This is a genomic window from Kutzneria sp. 744 (assembly GCF_000568255.1).
Taxonomy (GTDB): Bacteria; Actinomycetota; Actinomycetes; order Mycobacteriales; family Pseudonocardiaceae; genus Kutzneria.
Genome location: NZ_KK037166.1, coordinates 8,042,110 through 8,044,919 on the forward strand (window position 1 = coordinate 8,042,110; position 2,810 = coordinate 8,044,919).

General features: G+C 72.9%; 3 protein-coding genes and 1 pseudogene. 2 read left to right on the plus strand and 2 right to left on the minus strand.

The features are described from left to right. Together KUTG_RS62050 and KUTG_RS37065 are read left to right on the plus strand one after the other, a co-directional pair. Positions 1-255: hypothetical protein (locus KUTG_RS62050; protein ID WP_198047429.1), on the plus strand; the 255-nt coding region annotated here is incomplete at its 5' end. Positions 256-352: 97 nt separating this feature from the next. Further along, positions 353-1,258: an EamA family transporter gene (locus KUTG_RS37065; RefSeq protein WP_043723551.1), complete on the plus strand. Its 906-nt coding sequence runs from the start codon at positions 353-355 to the stop codon at positions 1,256-1,258. On the opposite strand, the gene KUTG_RS37070 is transcribed toward KUTG_RS37065, so the two are convergent. Then, positions 1,255-2,190, minus strand: a complete 936-nt coding sequence (locus tag KUTG_RS37070) for an ABC transporter permease (RefSeq protein WP_043723553.1) — start codon at positions 2,188-2,190, stop codon at positions 1,255-1,257. The genes KUTG_RS37065 and KUTG_RS37070 overlap by 4 nt on opposite strands. Then, a pseudogene (locus KUTG_RS37075) lies at positions 2,187-2,810 on the minus strand (ATP-binding cassette domain-containing protein); the annotation flags it as partial. The gene KUTG_RS37070 and the pseudogene KUTG_RS37075, both read right to left, overlap by 4 nt.

A 2,810-nucleotide genomic window follows, 5' to 3' on the forward strand; every position in this document is an offset into this window, starting at 1 on the left:
CCGGGTCTTCGTCCCGGCGGGCAGTCCGACCAGGCGATCGACGCGTTCTGCGGCGTGTCCAGCGGTGGCAGCTGCCCGGACGGGGTGGGCACGCCGGTGTTGGAGGCCGGGCCGCCGTCGTTGACCGCGATCACCGGGCGCACGGACGGGCCGACCGCGCAGGCGCTGGCCGCCAGCATCAGGACGGGGACCAGCACGCCGAGCGACCGGCCAGACTGGGAATGGCGCGGCAAGCTGCTCCTCGCTCTCGTCTGAGGTCGACCCCGCCAGGAGGTGCGGCAACTAGCGTCGCATGGGCCGGGTGAGGCTCCGGTGAGCGGGGACTGTCAGTACCAGCACCTATTTTGTACGCATGGTCATGGTCTACGTGGACGGCACTTCGGGCCGGTTGCCCCGACGGGGGCCGGGCGAGGTCGCCGGGCGGCTGCTGGGCTCGGCGCCGCCGACCGGCCTGCTGCTGGGCGGCATCATCAGCGTCCAGCTCGGCGCGGCCCTGGCCAAGGGCCTGTTCCCGCTGGTCGGGCCGGCCGGCGCGGCGGGTGTGCGGCTGGGCTTCGCCGCCGTCATGCTGCTGGCCTTCTGGCGGCCCGGCCTGCGGATGTCGGGCCGGGCCTGGCTGGTCGTCCTCGGCTACGGCTCGGTGCTGGGGTTGATGAATCTCTCGATCTACGAGTCGCTCCAGCGCTTACCCCTGGGCATCGCCGTGACGATCGAGTTCCTCGGGCCGCTGGCGATCGCGCTGGCCGGCTCGCGGCGCTGGCTGGACGCGCTGTGGGCGCTGCTGGCCGGCGCCGGCGTGGTCATGCTGGCCGACCTGGGCGGCGGCACCTCGCTGCTCGGCATCCTGTTCGCCCTGGCCGCGGCCGTGTGCTGGGCCAGCTACATCCTGCTCGGCGCCAAGCTCGGCGAGGCCACCTCGGGCGGTTCGGGTCTGGCCATCGCCATGGGCGTCGGCGCGCTGGTCATCGCCCCGTTCGGCGTGGCCGAGGCCGGCTCGGCGCTGCTCGACCCGACGATCCTGGTGGTCGGGGCCGGTGTGGCCCTGCTGTCATCGGTGATCCCGTACTCGTTGGAGCTGGAGGCGCTGCGCAAGATCCCGCCGCGCCTGTTCGGCGTCCTGATGAGCGTGGAGCCGGCCGTGGCCGCGCTGGCCGGCATGGTCATCCTGGGCGAGACCCTGCGGCCGGTGCAGTGGCTGGCCATCATGTGCGTGGTCACGGCCTCGGCCGGCGCGACCTACCTGGCCCGGAGACGCTAGGAGGTGATGTCCTTGCGGGCGAAGCGCCGCGCGGCCAGGACCAGGAACACCGCGCAGTAGGCCAGCGACGAGAACGAGCCGCGGACCATGTCGCCCCAGTCCACGTCCGCGCTGAGCAGGTCGGACCAGGCCGTGGCGTAGTGCGTCGGCAGGTAGTCGCGCAGGTCGCCGAGCGCGGTGATCGAGTCCAGGATCTGCGACACGATCGACACCAGCACGGCCCCGCCGACCGCGCCCAGCGGCGCGTCCGTGGACACCGACAGCAGCAGCGCCAGGCCGGCGATCCACGTCAGGTAGACGATCAGGTACGCGACGGCCAGCGCGATGCGGGCGATGCCGGTGCCGAAGGCCATGGACTCGCCGGTGGTGCTGATCAGGTCGCCGCCGCCGTACCAGATCAGGCCGACGACCAACGCGACCGCGGGCAGCACGATCAGCCCGATCACCGACAGCAGGCCGGAGACGACGGCCTTCTGCCGCAGCAGCCGACCGCGGGGGACCGGGATGGCCAGCAGGTACTTCAGGCTGGACCAGGAGGCCTCGCTGGCGATGGTGTCGCCGAAGAACAGGGCGATCACCACAACCAGCAGGAAGCTGGCCGAGGCGAACAGGGCGAAGATCGCGAAGTTGAGGCCGCTGGAGGTGGCCAGGTCGACGAAGGCCGACGAGGCGGACCGGGTGCTGCTCTGGTTGGGCGCGGCCTTGAAGGCGATCAGCAGCAGGAACGGCAGCACGGCCAGGAAGCCCAGCGCGAACTGCGTGCGGCGGCGCCGCAGCTGGCGGCGCAGCTCCACGCCCAGCCGCAACGTCCGCGAGCCGCGGTACCCGGTGACGGACCCGTCGCCGGCCACCTCGGCGTGCTCGTTCTCGGCCACGGCGACCAGATCGGCGATCGCCGACGGGTCGGTGTGCACCCCGTGCTCGTCGGTCATGACCCCTCCTGTTCGCCGCTCTCCACCAGCTTGAGGAACGCGTCCTCCAGCCGTCGCCGCGGCCCCGCCTGCTCGACCGCGATGCCGGCGTGGACCAGCGCGTCGACCGCCGCCGACCGGGCCGTGGTGCCCAGGTCGGCGTGCACGAGCTGGCCGTCGGCGGTGACCGACGACGTGCCGTTGAGGCCGCGCAGGATCCGGGCGGCGTCGGTGACGCGGTCGACCCGGAACGTCGCCTCGCCGCCGCCGGCGACGATGTCGTCCACGTCGCCGGACGCGACCAGGCGGCCGCGGTGCATCACCACGACGTGGCTGCAGGACTGCTCCACCTCGGACAGCAGGTGGCTGGAGACGACAACGGTGCGACCGGTCGCCGCGTACCGGCGGAGCACGTCCCGCATCTGGTGGATCTGCGGCGGGTCGAGCCCGTTGGTCGGCTCGTCGAGCACCAGCAGGTCGGGCAGGCCGAGCATGGCCTGCGCGATGGCCAGCCGCTGCCGCATGCCCTGGCTGTACGTGCCGACGCGGCGGCGCACGGCGTCGCCGAGCCCGGCGATCTCCAGGGCCTGCTAAAAGGTGCGCCTCCTCCAGCGGGCGCCCCGTCGCGGCCCAGTACAGGC